This window comes from Dyella lutea (assembly GCF_024158035.1).
In the GTDB taxonomy this organism is placed as follows: domain Bacteria; phylum Pseudomonadota; class Gammaproteobacteria; order Xanthomonadales; family Rhodanobacteraceae; genus Dyella_A; species Dyella_A lutea.
Map to the genome: position 1 here is coordinate 726933 of NZ_JAMZEK010000001.1, position 20797 is coordinate 747729.

General features: G+C 69.3%; 19 protein-coding genes. 16 read left to right on the forward strand and 3 right to left on the reverse strand.

Annotated features, from left to right (window positions below):
- The first annotated feature begins 98 nt into the window (after nucleotides 1–98).
- The 8 genes from NC595_RS03200 (at nucleotide 99) to NC595_RS03235 (ending at nucleotide 9746) form a co-directional block, all read left to right on the forward strand.
- Complete coding sequence (locus tag NC595_RS03200; protein WP_253564823.1) at nucleotides 99–1016, forward strand: LysR substrate-binding domain-containing protein; 918 nt, start codon at nucleotides 99–101, stop codon at nucleotides 1014–1016.
- A gap of 307 nt (nucleotides 1017–1323) precedes the next feature.
- Nucleotides 1324–3123 carry a methanol/ethanol family PQQ-dependent dehydrogenase gene (locus NC595_RS03205; RefSeq protein ID WP_253564824.1) on the forward strand — a complete coding sequence of 600 codons (1800 nt, stop codon included), beginning with the start codon at nucleotides 1324–1326 and terminating at the stop codon, nucleotides 3121–3123.
- A gap of 70 nt (nucleotides 3124–3193) precedes the next feature.
- A complete protein-coding gene (locus NC595_RS03210) occupies nucleotides 3194–4027 on the forward strand; it encodes a transporter substrate-binding domain-containing protein (protein WP_253564825.1) in 834 nt (277 codons plus the stop codon).
- 31 nt (nucleotides 4028–4058) lie between these two features.
- Nucleotides 4059–4823 (forward strand): c-type cytochrome, encoded by a 765-nt coding sequence (locus NC595_RS03215; protein WP_253564826.1) that lies wholly within the window; start codon nucleotides 4059–4061, stop codon nucleotides 4821–4823.
- An 81-nt stretch (nucleotides 4824–4904) separates the two neighbouring features.
- The gene (locus NC595_RS03220; protein WP_253564827.1) at nucleotides 4905–6017 is read left to right on the forward strand and encodes an S-(hydroxymethyl)glutathione dehydrogenase/class III alcohol dehydrogenase; all 1113 of its coding nucleotides are present in this window, start codon (nucleotides 4905–4907) and stop codon (nucleotides 6015–6017) included.
- Nucleotides 6018–6024: 7 nt separating this feature from the next.
- Entirely contained in the window at nucleotides 6025–6531 is a 507-nt protein-coding gene (locus NC595_RS03225) for a DUF2380 domain-containing protein (protein WP_253564828.1), read from the forward strand.
- Nucleotides 6532–6622: 91 nt separating this feature from the next.
- Nucleotides 6623–7204, forward strand: coding sequence for an S-(hydroxymethyl)glutathione synthase (gene gfa, locus NC595_RS03230; RefSeq protein ID WP_253564829.1), 582 nt, complete (start codon nucleotides 6623–6625; stop codon nucleotides 7202–7204).
- 106 nt (nucleotides 7205–7310) lie between these two features.
- Nucleotides 7311–9746, forward strand: coding sequence for a TonB-dependent receptor (locus tag NC595_RS03235; protein WP_253564830.1), 2436 nt, complete (start codon nucleotides 7311–7313; stop codon nucleotides 9744–9746).
- 13 nt (nucleotides 9747–9759) lie between these two features.
- Here the strand turns inward: NC595_RS03235 and NC595_RS03240 are convergent, their stop codons facing one another.
- A complete protein-coding gene (locus NC595_RS03240) occupies nucleotides 9760–11709 on the reverse strand; it encodes a sigma-54-dependent Fis family transcriptional regulator (protein ID WP_253564831.1) in 1950 nt (649 codons plus the stop codon).
- 304 nt (nucleotides 11710–12013) lie between these two features.
- On the opposite strand from NC595_RS03240, the gene NC595_RS03245 reads away from it, so the two are divergent.
- The 4 genes from NC595_RS03245 to NC595_RS03260 all read left to right on the forward strand — a co-directional run bounded on the left by NC595_RS03245 (nucleotide 12014) and on the right by NC595_RS03260 (nucleotide 14798).
- Nucleotides 12014–12427, forward strand: coding sequence for an SRPBCC family protein (locus NC595_RS03245; RefSeq protein WP_253564832.1), 414 nt, complete (start codon nucleotides 12014–12016; stop codon nucleotides 12425–12427).
- Nucleotides 12428–12557: 130 nt separating this feature from the next.
- On the forward strand, nucleotides 12558–13220 hold the full coding sequence (locus NC595_RS03250; protein ID WP_253564833.1) for an NYN domain-containing protein: 663 nt from the start codon (nucleotides 12558–12560) through the stop codon (nucleotides 13218–13220).
- 95 nt (nucleotides 13221–13315) lie between these two features.
- On the forward strand, nucleotides 13316–14248 hold the full coding sequence (locus NC595_RS03255) for a class I SAM-dependent methyltransferase (protein WP_253564834.1): 933 nt from the start codon (nucleotides 13316–13318) through the stop codon (nucleotides 14246–14248).
- A gap of 16 nt (nucleotides 14249–14264) precedes the next feature.
- On the forward strand, nucleotides 14265–14798 hold the full coding sequence (locus tag NC595_RS03260; RefSeq protein WP_253564835.1) for a pseudouridine synthase: 534 nt from the start codon (nucleotides 14265–14267) through the stop codon (nucleotides 14796–14798).
- A 15-nt stretch (nucleotides 14799–14813) separates the two neighbouring features.
- Here the strand turns inward: NC595_RS03260 and NC595_RS03265 are convergent, their stop codons facing one another.
- Complete coding sequence (locus NC595_RS03265) at nucleotides 14814–15506, reverse strand: ArsR/SmtB family transcription factor (protein WP_253564836.1); 693 nt, start codon at nucleotides 15504–15506, stop codon at nucleotides 14814–14816.
- Nucleotides 15507–15582: 76 nt separating this feature from the next.
- On the opposite strand from NC595_RS03265, the gene NC595_RS03270 reads away from it, so the two are divergent.
- Nucleotides 15583–16218: a flavin reductase family protein gene (locus NC595_RS03270; protein ID WP_253564837.1), complete on the forward strand. Its 636-nt coding sequence runs from the start codon at nucleotides 15583–15585 to the stop codon at nucleotides 16216–16218.
- A gap of 21 nt (nucleotides 16219–16239) precedes the next feature.
- On the opposite strand, the gene NC595_RS03275 is transcribed toward NC595_RS03270, so the two are convergent.
- The gene (locus tag NC595_RS03275) at nucleotides 16240–17037 is read right to left on the reverse strand and encodes a TatD family hydrolase (RefSeq protein WP_253564838.1); all 798 of its coding nucleotides are present in this window, start codon (nucleotides 17035–17037) and stop codon (nucleotides 16240–16242) included.
- A gap of 329 nt (nucleotides 17038–17366) precedes the next feature.
- Here NC595_RS03275 and gspE point away from each other — a divergent pair, with 329 nt between their 5' ends.
- The 3 genes from gspE to gspG are packed head-to-tail and all read left to right on the forward strand — an operon-like array spanning nucleotide 17367 to nucleotide 20797.
- Nucleotides 17367–19103 (forward strand): type II secretion system ATPase GspE, encoded by a 1737-nt coding sequence (gene gspE / locus NC595_RS03280; protein WP_425493059.1) that lies wholly within the window; start codon nucleotides 17367–17369, stop codon nucleotides 19101–19103.
- A 1-nt stretch (nucleotide 19104) separates the two neighbouring features.
- Nucleotides 19105–20322, forward strand: coding sequence for a type II secretion system inner membrane protein GspF (gene gspF / locus NC595_RS03285; protein ID WP_253564840.1), 1218 nt, complete (start codon nucleotides 19105–19107; stop codon nucleotides 20320–20322).
- Between the two features lie 49 nt (nucleotides 20323–20371).
- Complete coding sequence (gspG, locus tag NC595_RS03290) at nucleotides 20372–20797, forward strand: type II secretion system major pseudopilin GspG (protein WP_253564841.1); 426 nt, start codon at nucleotides 20372–20374, stop codon at nucleotides 20795–20797.

Sequence of the window (20797 nt, forward strand, 5' to 3'; positions counted from 1 at the left end):
CCTCCGGGAGAGTGCAACTTTGTGGGCGCTCAAGATAGGTGCACAGCAAATGCCCAAAAAGCGATAAATTGACAAGCGTGGCTTGAGGAATATTCAAAATGGGCAAACTGCCGTTGGGGCTGCTCCAGCAGTTCGTGCTGGTCGCCAGGCTGGGCAACCTGTCGCGCGCCGCCGAACAGGCGAATCTCACGGTCAGCGCCCTCAGCCACCAGATGCGCCAGCTCGAGGAGCGGCTGGAACGCCGCCTGCTCGTGCGCGGGCCGCGCGGTGTGACGCTGACGGTGGACGGCCAGCGATTGCTCGAGGCCCTCGGCGAGCATTTCGATGGCATCGAGCGCGCGCTTGCACGGTTCCGGACGCCCCGCGACCACGCCCTCCGGCTCAGCGCCAGCCCTGGCCTCATGTCGAGCTGGCTGGTGCCGCGATTGCCCCGACTGGTCGCGGCGCATCCGGAACTGGAGCTCAGCCTGCAGTCCGGCTCGGCCCTGGTGGACTTCGAGCGCGAGCCGGTCGACGCCGCCATGCGCTATGGCCGTGGAGAATGGGCCGGGCTGCACAGCGAGCGCCTGTTCGACGAATGGATCGCGCCCGTGGCGGCCCCCGAACTGGTGGCGCGGATGGCCGGCATGGACGTGCACGACCTGTCGCGCTGGCCGCTGCTCGGCGATCCCAATCCAGCCAATCGCTGGCGCGAGTGGTTCGCCCACTACGGCGGCGAGCTGCCGCATCGCTACGTTGCGCACTTCGACAGCTTCGAGGCACAACGTCATGCGGCGCTGGAGGGGCTGGGCGTCGCCATGGGCCGCATGGTGATGTCCAAGTCGCTGATCGACGCCGGGCGTCTGGTGGTCCTGGGCGAGCGCTACCTGCCGGTGCCGGATGCCTACTGGCTGGTGTATCCGCCGCGCTCGCTGGAGCATCGTGGCTTCGCCACATTCCGCGCGTGGCTGCTTGCCGAGGCGGACACGTACTGCCGCCAATTGCCCGGACCGCGCCCGGGCGACGGCGCCAGCTAGCCGATAGTCCGTATGCCCGGCCTCGCCGCCCGGCCGGTTGTGCATCCGCCGCAACGGCAGGCCGGCCCGGTGCGCTTGTCCCCCCAATGAGCCAAATCTGCAGCAGCGGGTGTTGCGGAATGAGCACACCCGCCGTGGCGAGGGCCCCTGGCCGGCGATCGCGAACCGGTCGCAAGTGCATGAATCGACGATGGATTCGTCGGCCGCCCCGGAAGTGGCACGACGCCTGCAGCGAACGGGCCACGCATTCCGGCGGCGGCGCCTCGGCGGCCCGCTCCGTTCCACGGCAGAGAAAAGGGAATCCACCATGCGAAACCGTTTCGTTCGTTCCCGTCCATGGTCGATCGTGCTCGGGCTGGGACTGGGCCTGACCGCGGTCGGCGCCCTGGCCAATGACTCGCTGATGCAGATGGCAAAGGACCCCAACCAGTGGGTGATGCCGTCGGGCAGCTACACCGCCCAGCGCTACAGCGCGCTGGACCAGATCACCACCGACAACGTGAAGAACCTGCACGTGGCCTGGACCATGTCCTCGGGCTCGCTGCGCGGCCATGAGGGCCAGCCGCTGGTGGTCGGCAACATGCTGTACTTCGAGAGTTCCTACCCGAACCACGTCTACGCGGTGTCGCTGGACGACCCCGGCAAGATCGTCTGGAGCTTCACCCCGGACCAGAACAAGTTCGCGCCGTCGGTGGCCTGCTGCGACGTGGTCAACCGCGGCCCGGCCTACGGCGACGGGATGATTTTCGCCAACGCGCTGGACGGCAATCTCTACGCGCTGGACGCCAAGACCGGCAAGGTGGTTTGGAAGGCCAAGAACGCCGACCCGATGATCGGCCAGACCCAGACCATGGCGCCGATCGTGATCAAGGACAAGGTGATCACCGGCGTGTCCGGCGCCGAGTACGGCGTGCACGGCTACATCACTGCCAACGACATCAAGACCGGCAAGCAACTGTGGCGTGCCTACAGCACCGGGCCGGACGACCAGTTGATGTTCAACCCGAGGAAGACCATCGACGGCGCCACCCAGAAGCCGGTCGGCAAGGACTCCAGCCTGAAATCCTGGCAGGGCGACCAGTGGAAGCTCGGCGGCGGCACCACCTGGGGCTGGTACACCTACGATCCCAAGCTCAACCTGCTGTATTACGGCACCGGCAACCCCGGTACCTGGAACCCGACCCAGCGCCCCGGCGACAACAAGTACTCGATGTCGGTGATCGCGCGTAATCCGGACACCGGCGAGGCCAAGTGGGTGTTCCAGATGACCCCGCACGACGGCTGGGACTACGACGGCGTCAACGAAAGCATCCTCACCGACACCAAGATCGACGGCCGCACCGTGCCGACGCTCACCCACTTCGACCGCAACGGCTTCGCCTACGTGTGGGATCGCTCCAACGGCAAGCTGCTGGCGGCGCACAAGTTCGACCCGGTGGTGAACTGGGCTACCGGCATCGACATGAAGACCGGCCGGCCGATGGTCGATCCGGCCAAGATGACCAAGGAAGGCGTCAACGTGAAGGACATCTGCCCGTCCTCGCAGGGCTCGAAGGACCAGCAGCCGGCCTCCTACGACCCGAACACCGGCCTGTTCTACGTGCCCACCAACCACGTCTGCATGGACTACCAGGCGTTCAACGTGAAGTACAAGGCCGGTTTCCCGTACGTCGGCGCGCTGGTGAACATGTATCCGGCCAACCACGGCGACGTGGGCGGACGCTTCATCGCCTTCGACGCGGCGACCGGCGACACCAAGTGGGCGATCAACGACCGCTTCCAGGACTGGTCCGGCGTGCTCACCACCAAGGGCGGCCTGGCCTTCTACGGCACGCTGACCGGCTGGTTCCGCGCAGTCGACCTGAACACCGGCAAGGTGCTGTGGCAGTTCAAGTGCCCGTCCGGAATCATCGGCAACCCGATCACCTACACGCATGACGGCAAGCAGTACGTCGCGATCCTCAGCGGCGTTGGCGGCTGGGCGGCGATCGGCCTGTCGAACAACCTGACCAAGGCGACCGAGGGCCTCGGCGCGGTCGGCGCCACCGCCACCCTCGGCGACTACACCAACCTCGGCGGCACCCTGATGGTGTTTGCCCTGAACTGATCCGCGAACCGGCGCCATGCCCCCGCAAGGGGGCGTGGCGCCACCGTGTCCATACCGCCGGGAGACCGCCATGAGCACCTGCAAGCCCATCTTCCTCGCCGCCGGCATGCTGGTGCTGCTGGCTGCTGCCGTGCCGGCCCATGCCGGCGGCCAGCTCAAGGTCTGCGCCGATCCCGACTACCTGCCGTACTCCAACCAGGCCGGCCAGGGTTTCGAGAACGCCGTCGCGCAGTACGTGGCCAAGGAGCTGGGTGCCACCGTCGACTACACCTGGGCCGACTCGCGCGGTCACGGCGGCTACTCCGAGTGGCTGGCGCGCAACCTCGACAACGGGCACTGCGACGTGGTGATGAGCATGCCGTACGGCAACCAGGAGGAACTCACCACCGATCCCTACTACGTGTCCTCGTACGTGTTCGTGTTCAAGAAGGACAAGGGTTACGACCTCGCCGACCTCAACTCGCCGGACCTGCACAAGCTGAAGATCGGCTTCGAGTCCGACACGCCGGTGGAAGCGGGCCTGCAGCTGCGCGGCATGGTGCAGGCCGCCAAGGCCTATGACGTCGGCGGCAAGAGCGGGGTCTCGCCGCGCAGCGTGCTGGACGACCTGGAGAGCGGAAAGATCGACGTGATGATCACCTGGCAACCGGCGATCGGTGCCTTTCTCAAGGACTATCCCGACCTGACCACGGTGACCCTGCCCAACTCGCGCGCCACCGGATCACCGGAGATGTACACCTTCCCGATGTCGATGGCGGTGCGCCAGGGCGACACCGCGCTCAAGCAGCGGCTGGACCGGCTGATCAAGGCCCACGACGGCGAGCTGAAGGCGATCCTGCGCCAGCACGGTGTGGAGACGCATCCCGAGCCTGCCGCCGGCATGGATGGCATGGCCAACCTCTGATCCCCTTTCCCGCCCGATGGAGCCCGTGCCCATGCATCGTCCCCTGCTGCGCTGTCTGTCCCTGCTCGGCCTCGCCCTTGGCCTGGCCGCACCGCTGGTCGCCCGTGCGGGGGACGGGGGCATGCCGTCGGGAGAGGCCAAGGCGCGTGCCAGCAACTGCTTCGCCTGCCATGCGATCGACCACAAGCTGGTCGGCCCCGCCTACGACGCGGTGGCCGACCGCTATCGGGGCAAGGGTGCGGCGACCGTCGCGATGCTGGTGAAGAAGATCAAGGAGGGCGGTTCGGGCAACTGGGGCGACATCGCGATGACGGCCCATCCGGAGCTCAGCGATGCGGACATTACCGAGATGGTGCACTGGATCCTCTCGCTGCACGGGCAGTCGTCCGAAGCCAAGGCCAACCAGCCGGCCGCGACAGCGCAGGAGAGCCACTCCTACAAGACCCCCGACGGCAAGTCGGTGACGACCGACTTCGCCGTGTTCACCGGGGCTGACCAGAAGCAGGTGACCGACACCGTGTTCCACGGCTACGAGCAGTACAACTCGTACTGCTTCCGCTGCCACGGCGGCGACGCGATCGGCGGCGAGTACGCGCCGGACCTGCGCAAGTCGCTGGAAGGCGGCATGACCTGGCAGCAGTTCCTCAGCACGGCGATGGCCGGGCGGCAGGCCAAGGGCATGCCGTCGTGGGCCGGCTTCTTCGAGGAGAAGGACATCCGCGCGATCTACGACTACATCAAGGCGCGCCAGCTCGACCTGGTATCGCCGGGCCGTCCGCCCAGTGCGCAGGACTGAAGACCGTTTGCCACGGCGGGCAGCGGGCTGGGACCATCCGCCTTCCCCCAGTTCCGTTCCAACCATCGAGGAGTCGCATCCATGAAATCCAGAGCCGCCGTCGCCTGGGAAGCAGGCAAGCCGCTGAGCATCGAGCAGGTCGACGTGGAGGGGCCGAAGGCCGGCGAGGTGCTGGTGCGCATCGTCGCCACCGGCGTGTGCCACACCGATGCCTACACCCTTTCCGGCGCCGATCCGGAAGGCGCCTTCCCGGCGATCCTCGGCCACGAGGGCGGTGGCATCGTCGAGGAGGTCGGGCCGGGCGTCACCTCGGTGAAGCCGGGCGACCACGTGATCCCGCTGTACACGCCCGAATGCGGCGAGTGCGAATACTGCCGCTCGGGCAAGACCAACCTGTGCCAGAAGATCCGCATCACCCAGGGCAAGGGCCTGATGCCGGACGGCACCTCGCGCTTCTCGATCAACGGCAAGACCATCCTGCACTACATGGGCACCAGCACCTTCTCCGAGTACACCGTGCTGCCGGAGATCTCGCTGGCCAAGATCAACCCGGCCGCGCCGCTGGACAAGGTCTGCCTGCTCGGTTGTGGCATCACCACCGGCATCGGCGCGGTGCTCAACACCGCCAAGGTCACGCCCGGTTCCACCGTGGCGGTGTTCGGCATGGGCGGCATCGGCCTGTCGGTGGTGCAGGGCGCGGTGATGGCCAAGGCCTCGCGCATCCTCTGCGTGGACATCAATCCGTCCAAGTGGGAGATGGCCAAGGCACTGGGCGCCACCGACTTCGTCAATCCGAAGGACTACCCGGACACGCCGATCCAGCAGGTCATCGTCGACATGACCAACGGCGGCGTGGACTACTCGTTCGAGTGCATCGGCAACGTCAACGTGATGCGCTCGGCGCTGGAGTGCTGCCACAAGGGCTGGGGCGAGTCGACCATCATCGGCGTGGCCGGCGCGGGCCAGGAGATCTCCACCCGACCGTTCCAGCTGGTCACCGGACGCGTCTGGCGCGGCTCCGCCTTCGGCGGCGTGAAGGGACGCAGCCAGCTGCCGGGTTACGTCGAGCGCTATCTCAAGGGCGAGATCAAGATCGACGAGATGATCACCGAGGTGATGCCGCTTCAGGACATCAACCGCGCCTTCGACCTGATGCACGAGGGCAAGGTGATCCGCTCGGTAATCAAGTATTGAGTCGACCATGTACGGCATCGTCGCCCTCGTCGTCTTCGCGCTGCTTGCTTCGCTGGCGGTGGCGACGGCGGACGGTGCGACGGTGCCGTCGCTGTTGCTGCCGGCGGTGGAGCTGGTGGAGCTGGCGCCGCCGGACCAGCGCTACGACCAGCGCGAGGATGCGGCCCGCGTGGCGATGCTCGGCGCGCAGCTGCGCCGGGCGCTGGCCGCCTCGCCGCGCTACCGCCTGCTCGACGCCACCGCGATGGCCCGGCCGCCGTACCGCTACCTGGACTGCAAGGCCTGCATGGCCGACTGGGCCCGACGGCAGGGCGCCGACTTCGTGCTGGTCACCTGGGTGCAGAAGGAGAGCCGGCTGATCCTGATGATCAACATGGCGCTGATCGATGTCGCCCATCCGGACCGCCCGGCCGCCGGCGGTTCGATCGACCTGCGCGGCGACACCGACGCCACCTGGCTGGCCGGTGCCAGTCAGTTGCTCGAACGCACGGCGGGAGTGTCCCTGCCGCCCTGACACCGCTTTCCGTTCCACGCACCCCGCGGCCGTCGGCATCGCCCGCCCGCGCTCCTGCCGTCGTCACCCACGCTCATCTGGAGGTCACATCATGGCAAGCGTAACGATCCATCCCGCCGTCGATCACGGCGTCAAACCCGGCAAGGACGGTTTCGGCGGAGGCACGCTCACTTGCCTGTGCGCGGACAAGCCGGTGAAGGTGAAGGTCGGTGCGCAGACCGCGCACAACCATGTCTGCGGCTGCAGCAAGTGCTGGAAGCCGAAGGGTGCGGTGTTCGCGCAGATCGCGGTGGTCGGCCGCGACAAGGTCGTGGTGCTGGAGAACGGCGACAAGCTCGGCATCGTCGACGCCAGCGCGGCGATCGAGCGCCACGCCTGCAAGGTCTGCGGCACCCACATGATCGGCCGCATCGAGAACAAGGACCATCCGTTCTACGGGCTGGACTTCGTGCACACCGAACTGTCGAAGGAAGAGGGCTGGGCGGCGCCGGGCTTCGCCGCCTTCGTCTCCTCGATCATCGAGTCCGGCTACAACCCGGCCGGCATGGATGCGGTACGCGCACGCCTCAACGAGCTGGGCCTGCCGCCGTACGACTGCCTGTCGCCGCCGCTGATGGACGCCATCGCCACGCATACGGCCAAGGCCAAAGGCACGCTGTACAAGGGAGCGTGAGTCGCACCGCGTGCGGCGGGTCGTTCGACCAAGGTCGCCTTGGGCGAGCGGCCGGGCGGTTGGGATGATCGGCACCCGGACCCTCGCCGAACGGAATGCCCCGCCCATGTCGAGCCGTCGCATCACATGGACGTGTGTCGCCGCCCGCCGCGCATGGAACGCCGCAGGGCGCTTGGGGCTGGCCGCGCTCTGCCTGGCGGCCAGCCCGCGCGCCCTGGCCGATCGCCCGGTCAAGCAGTTCCACGAAGTGAAGGTGATCGCGATCGCGCCGCTGCCCGGCTTCGAGGTGCCGCCGCTGCAGATTCCGCTCAACGTGCAGAGCGCGCAGGCCGACGACATGGCGCAGCTGCACGGGCAGGCGGTCACCGGCCTGCTGGAGGCGAATTTCCAGGGCGTGAGCCTGACCCAGTCGCAGGGCAACCCGTGGCAGGCCAACCTGATCTTCCACGGCTACACGCTGTCGCCGCTGCTCGGTTCGCCGTCGGGCATCTCGGTGTACTTCGACGGCGTGCGCCAGAACGAGCCGTTCGCCGAGACGATGAACTGGGAGTCGATCCCCGACTTTGCCGTGCGCGACGTCGAGCTGGTGCCCGGCTCCAACCCGCTGTACGGCCTGAACACGCTGGCCGGTGCGCTGCTGGTGACCAGCAAGAGCGGCTTCACCGATCCGGGCGGCACGGTGGATGTCTCCGGCGGCTCGTGGGGACGGCTCCAGTCCGATGCCAGCTTCGGCGCGCATGGCCGCGCCGGGGCGATCTTCGTCGGTGCGGCGAACGACTACGAGCGCGGCTGGCGCGAGTATTCGCCCAGTCGTGTGCAGCAGGCCTTCGTGCGCGGCGACTGGCGGCCGGACGAGAACACATCGCTGATGCTCAGCTACACCGGCACGGCCGGACGCCTGTCGGGCACGCAGTCCCTGCCGGTGGAATGGATCGATACGCCGAAGGCCGGCTTCACCTGGCCGGACCACTTCCGCAACCGCCTCAATGCATTCACCGCGCAGGGGACGCATGAGCTCGGCGCCGACTGGGCGGTGCAGGCGAACGGCTATCTGCGCCTGTCGCGCAGCAGCAGCTTCAATTCCAACACCAACGACTTCGCCGCCTACGATCCGGCGGCGGACGGGCCGCTCGGTTACGCGGTCGACGGCGCCTACGACCCGGCCTCGGTCGGCCAGTTCTGGTACGCCGGGGTGAGCCCGGCGTACGACCCGGCGAACCCGCAGGCGACGATCAACAACGTGCCGGCCAGCAATGTGCTCGGCCAGGTGCACACGCGCGGCTATGGCTTTTCGCTGCAGGCGGTGGACGGCGCGGCATTCGCCGGTCACGACAACCAGCTCACCGTCGGCGTGAGCCTGGATGCGGGCGCCAGCGATTTCACCCAGTTCGCCCAACCGGCCTATTTTCCGCTCGACCCGGCGCGGCGCGGCGAGGCGATCGGGCTGGCGCCGTTCGCGCTCGATCCGCTGACGAATGCCGGTGCGACCAACCGCAGCATCGGCGTGTACGCGATGGACGTGTTCGCGCTCACGCCGGCGGTGCACGTCAGTGCTGGCGGCCGCTACAACCTCAGCCGGCTGGCAGTGACCGACCGCTCCGGCGCAGAGCCTGACATCAACGGTCGCCAGCGCTTCCACCGTTTCAACCCGAGCCTCGGCGTCACCTGGAACCCGTCACCGGCGTTCGGCCTCTACGCGAACTACGACGAGGGCATGCGCACGCCCACGCCGATCGAGTTCGAATGCGCCGACCCGGCGGCCCCCTGCGCGCTGCCCAACGACCTCACCGGCGATCCGCCGCTCAGGCCGGTGGTGGTGCGCACGCTGAGCGGTGGCCTGCGCGGCAGCACCGCCGACGGCCGGTTGCGCTGGAACGTGTCGCCCTACCTGAGCCGGGCCAGCGACGACATCCTCACCGTGTTCACCGGCGGCAGCTCGCAGGGCTACTTCGCCAACGTGCCGGGCACGCGCCGGCGCGGCATCGACCTGGGGCTGGGCGGCGAACGCGGCCGGCTGGAGTGGCAGGCCAACCTCAGCCTGGTGCGGGCCACCTACGACGCGTCGTTCGAGACGGTCAGCGGCGCCAACTCCAGTGCCGATGCCGGGGGAGTGATCCGGGTGCGCCGCGGCGACCGCCTGCCCGGCGTACCGGAGCGCTTGCTGAACCTGTCGGGCGAATACCGGCTGACATCGCGGTGGTCGTTCGGCGCCAACCTGCGCGCGTACTCCGGGCAGTTCGTGGTGGGCGACGAGAACAACGCCGACCGCCACGGTGCGCTGCCGGGCTACGGCGTGGTCGCGCTGGACCTGCATTACCGGCCGAGCCGCGCGCTGGCGTTCTTCGCCAGCGTCGACAACCTGTTCGATCGCCGCTACGTCAACGGGGGCCTGCTCAGTACCAACGTGTTCGACACGCCGAACCGGCTGATCGACACCACCGGTCCGGGCACGCCTACGCTGTTCGTGGCGCCGGGCGCGCCGCGCTCGTTCCTGCTCGGGGTGAGCTACGCCTTCGGCGGCGCGGCCGCGGACGACGACTGAGCGCGCCAGGCGTTCAGCCGGGCAGCACGATGCGGTGCTTGCGGATCTTGCGGTACAGCGTGTTGCGGCTCACCCCCAGAGCGGTGGCGGTGCGGCTGATGTTCCAGTGCATGCGTTCGAGCTCGAGCATCAGCGCGTCGCGTTCGGCGGTGCCCAGCGCATTGGTTGCTTCGTCGCGTCCGCCGTCGCCTTGTACCGCCGGCGGTTGGCCCGGCGGGGTGTCGCCGAATTCGCGTCCGAGCTGGGCGACGCCGATCCGGCCGTCCTCGCCGCACAGCGCCGTAGCCATGCGCAGCACGTTGCGCAACTGGCGGATGTTGCCCGGCCACGGGTGCGCCAGCAGCCGCTCCATCGCCTCGTCGTCGATCGCCGGCACGGGGCCGTCGGGAACGTCCTCTTGCAGCAGGGCCTGGATCAGCTCGCGCTTGTCGGTGCGCTCGCGCAGTGTGGGCAGCTCCAGGGTGATGCCGTTGAGGCGGTAGTAGAGGTCTTCGCGGAATTCGCCCTGCTGCACCATGGCGAGCAGGTTGCGATGGCTGGCGCTGATCACGTGCAGATCCACCGGAATCGCCGCGTCGCCGCCCAGCGGCACGATCTCGTGCTCTTCCAGCACGCGCAGCAGGCGGGTCTGCAGCGCCAGCGGCATGTCGCCGATCTCGTCCAGGAACAGCGTGCCGCCGCTGGACTGGCGGATTTTTCCGACATGCCCCTCGCGCGCGGCGTCGGTGAACGCACCGCGGGTGTAGCCGAACAGCTCGCTCTCTATCAGCGCCTCGGGAATCGCCGCGCAGTTCACCGCCACAAAGGGCTTGTCGGCCCAGCTGGCGGCCTGGTGCAGTGCCTTGGCGAACACTTCCTTGCCGGTGCCGGTGGCACCCTGCAACAGGATCGGCACGCGCCGGCCGAACAGCTGGCGACCGCAATTGAGGTTGTGCTGCATGCGCGGGTCACCGCCCACGTGGCGGCGTGCCGCCGGAGTGCCGGGAGCGGTCCGCTTGATGCTCGCCGCCGTCGCCGCGCGCCGCTGCATCGGCGCCCGGGCGTTGGCGAAGAAGCGGCGTCCGTAGGCGATGTCGCGCACCGGCCACAGCGACGCGGCCTCGTGCATGGCGTGGCGGCGCAGGGTGTCCATGTCCAGCGGCAACAGGCTGGCGAGCGGCTTGCCGACCAGTTGCGCGCGGCTGCTGATGCCCAGTTGCAACAGCGCCGCCTCGTTCACCGCCAGCACGTTGCCGTCGTCGTCGATCGCCATCAGCGCCTCGTGCAACAGGCCGACGAACTCGGCACGGCTGTGGAAGCGCAGCACCCAGGCATCGCGGAAGCGGCCGAGAAAATGGCAACGGGCGATCAAGTTGGCCGACATGCTGACCAGGGCCATCGTGTGGCTCTGCACCAGCCGCGTGTCGGCGGTGCTGGCGGCGGAGGCGTCGAGCACGCCCAGCACCTCGCCGTCGACATCGAGGATCGGCGCGCCGCAGCACGACAGCCCGGCGTTGTAGCGACGGAAGTGCTCGCCGCAGTACACCGTCACCGGCGCCCGCTCGGCCACCGCCGTGCCGATGCCGTTGGTGCCTTCGTGCTGTTCGCTCCACACCGCGCCGACCCACAGCCCCGCGCCACGGAAGTCGCGCCGAGCCTGGCTGTCGGTGATTGCGCTGAGCACTACTGCGTCGGCGTCGCTGAGGATCACCGCATAGCCCGAGCCGGCGATCTGTTCGTACAGGTTTTCCATCTCGGCGCGGGCCACGCCGAGCAGCTCGCCCAGGGTTTCCTGGCGTGCCCGCACCGAAGCGGTGTCGAGCACGACGGTGCGCCGCTCGGCGTCCGGCTCGATGCTGTAGCGGTTCAGGCAGCGGTCCCACGACTTGGCGACGTAGGGCGAAACCTGGCTGGTGCCGATGCGCGCCTGCAGCAGGCTCGCGATGCGAGAGGAGGGTGGGCTTGCCGTCAGGGCATTGCTCATGACCGTGGCTCCTTCGGTCCCTGGCGCCTGGATGTGCGGCACGCTGTCCCGCGTCGCATCGGTCGGAGGTGGTCTTGCGCGTCAGGTGGGTTCCGAGCATCGCGCCCACCACGGATCGCCGCAAACTGCAGCGCAGCATCGGGACGCCCTGGCGTGAAGCATTTGACACGCCGTGTCACGGGTCGGTTGCGCCACGGAAGCAACACCTGCGGCAGCGACCGCCGGTCCGAAGGGGCTTTGCGCGCTGGTCCGGGTCTTGCGTGGCTCCTGCGGCCGGCGAGGCGCCGGGCAGGGACCACACCGCATGACCCGCATCCAGGTGACGCAGCACATCGGGCATCCGGCCGAGGCGGTCTGGGCGGTGGTGGGCGACTTCGGCGGCCTGCACCGGTGGCATCCGCAGGTGCGGCGGCTGGACCTGTCGTGGGAGGGACGCATCCGCACCCTGCACCTGGCCGACGGCGGTCGCGTGGTCGAGCGGCTGGAGGCGCGCAACGATGCCGCCTGCCGTTGCGTCTACGTGCTGGTGGACGGCTCGCTGCCGCTGGCCGCCTGCCGCTCGATCCTGGCCGTGCATGCCGACGGTCCGGCCTGTCGGGTCGACTGGTCGTGCGAATTCGAGCCGCGGCGCGAAGCCGGGGCGGACGTCGCGCGGCTGATGGCGGGACTCTACGACGAGGGCCTGCAGGCCTTGGCACGGGCGCTGGCCATCCGCTGAGGCCGGCCTGGATGTAAGATGGTGCAGCGCCGCGACTTCCCGCGTGCGCACGCTTCCCGGCGATTCCGAGCGGCTCCGCACCCTGTGCGGACCGGGTCGGTGACCGCCCGATCCGGCCCTTGAGGACTGCATGCCCGCCACTGCGTTTCTTGTCGATGGTGCGTTTTTTCTCGCCCGCTACCGCAAGGTCTGGGGCGACCGCGATCCGAACGACGCGCGCACGGTGGCCAAGACCGTGTTCGGTATGGCGCTGGAGCACCTCAAGACGCTGGATCGTCCACGCGAGGCGCTGTACCGCATCTTCTTCTATGACTGCCCGCCGCTGGAGCGCACCCTGGTCAAGCCGGTCAGCGGCGACAGCGTGGATTTCGGACGCACCGGCGCGGCCGCGTTCCGCCGCGAGCTGCACGACCAGCTGCGCCGCCAGCGCAAGATGGCGCTGCGCCTCGGGCGGCTGAGCGAGCGCGGCGAGTGGCAGCTGCGCCGCAGTGCGTTCCAGCAGCTGCGCGAGGGCACGCTCGCCTGGGACGACCTGGGCGACGAGCATTTCGAGCCGGAGATGCGCCAGACCCAGGTCGACATGAAGATCGGCATCGACATCGCCGCGCTGGCTTACAAAAAGCAGGTCGACCAGATCATCCTGGTCGCCGGCGACGCGGACTTCATTCCGGCGGCCAAGCTGGCGCGGTACGAGGGCATCGATTTCATCCTGGATCCGATGTGGCAGGGCATCGCACCGGATCTGCACGAACACATCGACGGCCTGCAGTCGGTCTGTCCGCGTCCATACTGAAAGGCCAGCCGTATCTGCACGCCTTTATCACTTTGCCTGCGCCAGCGTGCCGGGCGGGGAGGCGCCGCCAGGCGCCATCGAACAGGGAGCACACCATGACATCGTCGGTTCCGGGAAAGTGGCTGCTGGCCGGGCTGTGCGCCCTTGCGCTGGCGGTGCCCGCGGTGGCGCAGACCGTGGCCGAAGCGGACGGGCAGGACCAGCCGCCGGGCGAGCTGGTGCCGCCAACCAGCGCGGTGGATTTCACCGCGGCCCAGCTCGACAGCGTGCTGGCCGGCGACTGGCGCAGCGCCGCCGAGCGCGCGCGCGACCGCTATCGCCACCCCAAGCAGACGCTGGAGTTCTTCGGCGTGCAGCCGGACCAGACGGTGGTGGAGATCACCCCGGGCGGCGGCTGGTACGCCGACATCCTGGCGCCGCTGCTGCGCGACAACGGGCAGTACGTGGCCGCGGTGGCCGCGCCGGCCCCGGGCAAGGCGGCCGAGGACACGCTGAAGCAGAAATTCGCCGCCGCCCCGGCGGTGTTTGGCGACGCGCGCATCGTCATTTTCGACCCGAAAGCGCCGGTGTTCGGCCCGCCTGGCAGCGCCGACACCGTGCTCACTTTCCGCAACGTGCACAACTGGGTGATGGCCGGCACCGCGCCGGCGATGTTCAAGGGATTCTTCAGGGTGCTTCGGCCGGGCGGCGTGCTCGGCGTGGTCGACCATCGTGCCGCCGCGGGCGTATCGCTGGATGCGGTGAAGGGCAGCGGCTACCTGCCGGTGGCCGCGGTGGTGAAGCTGGCTACCGATGCCGGGTTCAAGCTGGAGGAGTCCAGCGAGATCAACGCCAATCCGGCCGATACGAAGGACTACCCCAAGGGCGTGTGGACGCTGCCGCCCACGCTGGCCCTGGGCGAGACGGGCCGCGCGAAGTACCTGGCGATCGGCGAATCGGACCGGATGACGCTGCGCTTCGTGAAGCCGGAAGGTCCGGTGCCGGCCGCATCGGTGCCGTCACCGGCCAAGGCCGCCTCATCCCCCTGACGGCGTCCGTCGCTCCGTGCTGATCGCGTTGAACAAGCCCTATGGCGTGCTCTGCCAGTTCACCGATGCGGACGGCCGCGCCACCTTGGCCGACCATGTCGCCCAGAAGGGGGTGTATGCCGCTGGCCGGCTCGACCAGGACAGCGAAGGCCTGCTGCTGCTCACCGACGACGGCGCGCTGGCCCACCGGCTGACCGATCCGAAGCACAAGCAGCCCAAGACCTACCTGGCGCAGGTGGATGGCGCGATCACCGACGAGGCGATCGCCGCGCTGCGCCGGGGAGTGATGCTGAAGGACGGCCCGACCCTGCCGGCCGGCGCCGAACATGCCACCGAGCCGGATTGGCTGTGGCCGCGCGATCCGCCTGTGCGTTTCCGCAAGGCGATCCCCACCAGCTGGCTGCGCATCACCCTGCGCGAGGGCCGCAACCGGCAGGTGCGCCGGATGACCGCGGCGGTGGGTTTTCCCACCCTGCGGCTGATCCGCGAGCGGATCGGTCCGTACGACCTCGGCGGTCTCGCGCCGGGCGCGTGGCGTCGGGTCGACTGAGCTCGGTCGGCGCGGTCAGTCGTCGAGCGGGATGCCCATCTGGCGCAGGCCCGCTCGCCCGGGTGAGGTCAGCACGAGTGCGCGCGTGCGTTCATGCCGGCGCAACCAATCGCGTTGCAGCAACTGGTCGGTGATCGCCACGCCCAGCGGCCCACCGAGGTGGAAGCGGCGCTCGGTCCAGTCCAGGCAACTGCGGCCCGGCGGCCCGGGCGGCTGGGCCCCGTCCGGCAGCAGGTCGTACGCGCGCAGGGCATTGCAGCCATGCTCGCTCAGCCGCACCGCCTGGTCGCCGAGCTCGATCCAGCCCTGCTCGCGCAATTGCCGGTAGAGCGCCACGCCCAGATACCCGGCCAGGTGCCGGTAGCAGGTGCGGGCAAAGGCCAGCGGCCGTTCGGCGGCTGTGGGGCCTGGCGGTCGCGACCGTGCTGGTCGCAGCAGGGGCAACACCTCGAGCATCGCCGAGACGTGATCGCCGGCCACCTGGAAGTAGCGGTGCCGCCCCTGGTTCAGTACCTGCAGCAGGCCGCCCTCGACCAGGCGCCCGAGGTGCGCGCTGGCGGTGCTGGGGGCGATGCCGGCCAGGCGGGCCAGCTCACCCGCGGGCCGCGCGCGGTCGTCCGCCAGGGCGAGCAGGATCGCCGCGCGCGAAGGATCGGCGAGCAGACTGCCGATCTCGGCGAGCTGGTAGCGGGAGGGCGAGCCGTGCATGCGCGCATGCTAGCGTGCTTGCCGGAGCCGACGCTTCGATGTGTGGCGAAGCGTCGGCCGCACCGCCGCACCCATCATGGCGGTCATGCATACCTCGATTCCCGCCCGGTCGATCCATCCCGGCATTCTCTACTTCGGCACGCCGGTCCTGCTGATCGCCACCCGCAACGAAGACGGCAGCGCCAACCTCACGCCGATGTCCTCGGCCTGGGCGCTGGCCGACCGGGTCGTGCTCGGCCTGGCCGCCGGAGGGCAGGGGCTGGCCAATCTGCTCCGCGAGCGCGAATGCACCCTCAATGTCGTCGCGCCCGGGCAATGGCGCGCGGTCGAGGCACTGGCCCCTACCACCGGGTGCGATCCGGTACCGGCCTGGAAGCGCGGCTATTGCTACGAGGGCGACAAGTTCGCACTGGCCGGGCTGACCCCGCTTGCCTCGGAGCGGGTGCGCGCGCCGCGGGTGATGGAATGCCCACTGCAGATGGAAGCGCGGGTGGTCGCCTGGCACGAGCGGCCGTTGGCCGCCTGGGCCGGCGGCGCCGGCGGCTTCGTCACGGTCGAGACGGAGGTCGTCGGGGTCCACGCGCACGAAGACCTGGTGATCCCGGGCAGCGACTACGTCGATCCGCAGCGGTTCCGGCCGCTGCTCTATGTGTTCCGTCACTACGTCGGTGGCGGGCCGGCGCTGGGGCGCACGTTCAAGGCCGAGTTCTAGGGCTGGCCGGGTGCCCGCCGGTCAGGGCGTGCCGGCGCCCAGGCCGAAGAAGGCCGCCGCGGTGGCGGTGGTATGCACGGCCAGTGCTTCCAGCGATTCCCCGCGGTCGCGCGCGATTTCCTCGGCGATGTGCTTCAGGTACATCGGCTCGTTGCGCCGGTGGCTGGGCTGCGGGCGCACCGTGCGCGGCAGCAGGTAGGGCGCGTCGGTCTCGATCATCAGCCGGCCGGCCGGGATCTCCCTCACCAGCTCGCGCAGGTGCAGGCCGCGGCGCTCGTCGCAGATCCAGCCGGTGATGCCGATGTGGCAGTCCAGCGCCAGGTAATCGCGCAGCGCCTCGCCGGTATCGGTGAAGCAGTGCACCACCACTGCCGGCACCCGGTCGCGGTAGCGGCGCAGCAGGGCGAGGAAGTCCTCGTGCGCGTCGCGCTGGTGCAGGAACAGCGGCTTGCCCAGCTCCGCGGCGATGCGCAGCTGGCGCTCGAACACCTCGCGCTGCAAGTCACGCGGCGAATAGTTGCGGTGGTAGTCCAGCCCGGTCTCGCCGACCGCACGCACTTCCGGGTGCGTGGCCAACTCGCGCAGCAGGGCATCGGTGGTGTCGTCGTAGTCCACCGCGTGGTGCGGATGCACGCCGGCGGTGGCGTAGAGCACGCCGGGGTGGGCCTGGGCCAGCGCCAGCGAGGCCCGGCTGCCGTCGCGGCTGGCCCCGGTGACCACCATCCGCGCCACGTCGCGGGCGCGGGCGCGGGCCAGCACGGCGTCGAAGTCGTGGGCAAAGGATTCGTGGGTCAGGTTGGCCCCGATGTCGATCAGCATGCGTCGGTCTTGGCAGGCAAAGTCCGTATTGTCGCAAGCCCGCGCCGCGCGCGCGACGCGCAACGCATCGTTCCCGGAATACCCCATAGGCCATTGCCGTATTGCCGGATCGGCCGGGCTTGCCTAGGGTGGCCGGCCTTCGCGCGCGCCCGGCTTCCGGTGAGGGCGGAGATTCTTGCGCCTGTCCGTCTGGGGCCGGTGCTTTGTGAACGGGGCGCCCGCGGTCGCCGCCCCGGGGGAGACCGGATGTGCTAACAATGCGCGTCTGGTCGGTGCGGGGGCGACGACCGGCAGAAGAGGTCCGTAATCGCAGTGGAACGGGGTGGGTGATGTCGGCAGTGGTGAGCGCGTCGGGGGACGCAACACAGGCGGCCATGGATGACCGCGAAGCGGCCGTATGCGCCCTGCTGGTCTCGCGCGGCGCGCTCAAGGACGGTGACCTGGTCCGCGCCCGACGGCTGCATGAAGAGGCTCCGGAGGGCACGCTGACCGCCCTGATGGCGCGGCTCGGCCTGGTGTCCGAGCGCGACCTGGCCCAGGCCTGGTCGGAGCTGCTGGGCGCGCCGCTGGTGGCCACCCGTGACGTGCCCGAGCTGCCGCCGTCCGAACTGGACGTGTCGCCACGCTTCCTCAAGCAGCAGCACGTGGTGCCGATGCGCCACGGCGAGGACGGCCTCGCGTTGATCGTCTCCGACCCGGCCGACCCGTATCCGCTGGACGCGGTGCAGCTGGCTGCCGGCAAGCCGGTGACGCTGTGCATCGGCCTGCGCTCGGAGATCGACGACCTGATCGAGCGCTACTACGGCCAGGGCCGTTCGGCGATGGGATCGATCGTGGAGAACCTCGACGGCGCCGGCGCGACCGAGGAGGAGGACGTCGAGCACCTGCGCGACCTCGCCTCCGAGGCGCCCGTCATCCGTCTGGTCAATCTGATCCTGCAGCGTGCGGTGGAGCAGCGTGCTTCGGACGTGCACATCGAGCCGTTCGAGAACCGGCTCAAGGTGCGCTACCGCATCGACGGCGTGTTGCACGAGGTGGAAGCACCGCCGTCGTCCTCGACCGCGGCGGTGATCAGCCGCGTCAAGATCATGGCCAAGCTCAACATCGCCGAGCGCCGGCTGCCGCAGGACGGCCGCATCCAGCTGCGCGTGCAGGGCAAGGAGCTGGACCTGCGCGTGTCGACCGTGCCCACCGCGTTCGGCGAGTCGGTGGTGATGCGTATCCTGGACCGCGAATCGGTGGTGTTCGACTTCGCCTCGCTGGGCTTCACCGACAACTTCCAGCAGCGCTTCGTCGACGTGCTGCAGCGTCCGCACGGCATCCTGCTGGTCACCGGTCCGACCGGCTCGGGCAAGACCACCACGCTGTACACCGCGCTGTCGCAGATCAACACGCCCGACGTGAAGATCATCACCGTCGAGGACCCGGTCGAGTACCAGCTCGAAGGCATCAACCAGATCCAGGTGAAGCCGCAGATCGGACTGGACTTCGCCGGCGCGCTGCGCTCGATCATGCGCCAGGACCCGGACGTGATCATGATCGGCGAGATGCGCGACCTGGAAACTTGCCGCATCGCGATCCAGTCCGCGCTGACCGGCCACCTGGTGCTCTCCACCCTGCACACCAACTCGGCCGCTGGTGGCGTCACGCGCCTGCTCGACATGGGCGTGGAGGACTACCTGCTCGGCTCCACCGTCAACGGCATCCTGGCGCAGCGGCTGGTGCGCCGGCTCGATCCGGAGACGGCGATCCCGTACGAGCCCTCGCCCGAGGTGATCGCCGAGTTCGAGCTGGACAAGTACACCGACCAGCGGCCGATCCGGCTGTGGAAGCCGGGTGCCAGCGCGTCCAACCCCACCGGCTACCGCGGTCGCCGCGCGATCATGGAATTCCTGGTGATGACCGACCCGCTGCGCCGGCTGATCATGCAGCGCGCCGACGCCGGCGAGATCGAGCGCGCCGCCCGCGCCGAGGGCATGCGCACCATGTACGAGGACGGCATCGCCAAGGCGGTGGCCGGCGTGACCACGCTGGAAGAGGTCCTGCGCGTGACGCAGGAAGGCTGACGTGGCGCAGTTCCGCTACCGCGCGGTCAGCGACGCCGGCGACATGCTGCAGGGCCAGATGGAGGCAGCGTCGGTCGAGGACGTGATCGCCCGCCTGCAGGATCAGGGCCACACCCCGCTGGAAGCGGCCCCCGCCGACGCGCCGGGCGGCGGCAGCGGCCTGGCCGCGCTGTTCGCGCGCGGCCCGTTCAGCGGCGACCAGCTGGCCCAGTTCACCCATCAGCTGGCGACCCTGCTCGGCGCGGGTCAGCCGCTGGACCGCGCGCTCGGCATCCTGCTCGAGCTGCCCGAGGGCGAGCGGGCGAAGAAGCTGATCGAGCGCGTGCGCGACCGCGTACGCGGCGGCACCACGCTGTCGCAGGCGCTGGACGAAGAGCACGGCGTGTTCCCCAAGCTTTACGTGTCGCTGGTGCGCGCGGGCGAGGCCGGCGGTTCGCTGGAGGAGACGCTGCGCCGCCTCGCCGACTACCTGGAGCGCGCCCAGCAGCTGCGCGGCAGCATCGTCAACGCACTGATCTATCCGGCCTTCCTGCTGGTCGGCGTGCTCGGTTCGCTGGTGCTGCTGCTGGCCTACGTGGTGCCGCAGTTCGTCCCGATCTTCCAGGACATGCAGGTGCCGATCCCGCTGATCACCCAGGCGGTGCTGGCACTGGGCAACCTGATCCAGGGCTGGTGGTGGCTGATCGTGCTGCTGATCGCCGGTGCGGTGGCCGTGCGTCGCGCGCAGCTGCGCGATCCCGAGGCGCGGCTGGCCGCGCACGCCAGGCTGCTGCAGCGGCGGGTGGTCGGACCGCTGCTGGTGAAGGTGGAGACCGCGCGCATCGCCCGCACGCTGGGCACGCTGTTGAAGAACGGCGTGCCGCTACTGTCTTCGCTGACCATCGCGCGCCAGGTCACTTCCAACCGCGCGCTGGACGAGGCGCTGGCCACCGCCGCCGAGCAGGTCAAGGGCGGAGCCGGTCTCGGTTTCGCGCTGGCGCAGTCGCAGCGTTTCCCGCGGCTGGCCCTGCAGATGGTGCAGGTGGGCGAGGAGGCCGGCCAGCTCGACACCATGCTGCTGAAGGTGGCCGACACCTTCGAGCTGGAGAGCCGCCGCGCGATCGACCGCCTGCTCGCCGCGCTGGTGCCGGCGCTGACCATCGTGATGACCGTGCTGGTGGCGATCATCATGGCGGCGATCCTGCTGCCGCTGCTCAGCCTGACCAGCAACATCCAGTGATCGGCGGTGTCCGAGAGTTTCCGAACGTTCCATGACGAGAGGTAAGTCCATGCAGTCCAGGTCCCTCCGCGCCGCGCGCCGCAGCGCCGGCTTCACCCTGCTCGAGATGCTCGCGGTGATCGTGCTGATCGGCATCATCGGCGCCGTGGTGGTCACCCAGGTCGGCAAGAACGTGGACAAGGGCAAGTACGGTGCCGGCAAGGCGCAGCTCACCACGCTCGGCCAGAAGATCGAGAATTACGCGCTGGACAATGGCACGCCGCCGCGCCAGCTCGAGGACCTGGTGACCAAGCCGTCCAATGCGACCAACTGGCAGGGACCGTACGCCAAGCCGTCCGAACTGAAGGACCCGTGGGGGCATGCCTTCGGCTACAAGTACCCGGGCGAGCACGGCAGCTTCGACCTGATCTTCTACGGCCAGGACGGGCAGCCGGGTGGCGACGGCTTCAGCAAGGACGTGGGCAACTGGCAGTAG